Genomic DNA, 441 nt, shown 5'->3' with positions numbered 1-441 from the left:
GGCACTCAGAATATTCATAACATGAAACATACTAAAACACAAGAGCTCATGCTGGCAGACAGCTCCCCACACACAAACCACGATAAGGAGCAGCTTCCACCTTATTCTCAAGTCTCAACGATCAACTATGTAGCATATACTCTAGTAGCTGCATGGGAGATAAATAGTCTTCCAAAGAAGAACTTAACTTACCTTAGAGCAGTCGGTGGAGGGGCTGATGGTGTAGGGGATTCTGACGCCACACTTGCCAGGGAGGCCGGCGGCAAGGGCGGGCTTGAGGCCGGAAATACTGGCGGCCGTGCTCTTGAGGCAGTTGCACACGGCACGGCGGTCGGTGGTGGTCTTCGCGGACCCGGCGAGACTCTTCACTCCACTGCAGCAGCTCGGGGGGACCGACCCACCGGTGCGGACGTAGGAGATGCATCCCGACACGGACGACGC

The 441-nt window shown here is 55.8% G+C and carries 1 protein-coding gene; it reads right to left on the bottom strand.

Annotated features, from left to right (window positions below):
- Positions 1 to 183: 183 nt before the first annotated feature.
- The gene (locus FWJ25_RS20470) at positions 184 to 432 is read right to left on the bottom strand and encodes a non-specific lipid-transfer protein (RefSeq protein WP_368732304.1); all 249 of its coding nucleotides are present in this window, start codon (positions 430 to 432) and stop codon (positions 184 to 186) included.
- Positions 433 to 441 lie beyond the last annotated feature (9 nt).

Origin of the sequence: Marinobacter salinexigens (assembly GCF_008370345.1) — a bacterium.
In the GTDB taxonomy this organism is placed as follows: domain Bacteria; phylum Pseudomonadota; class Gammaproteobacteria; order Pseudomonadales; family Oleiphilaceae; genus Marinobacter; species Marinobacter salinexigens.
This window is presented reverse-complemented; position numbering and strand designations above follow the sequence as displayed.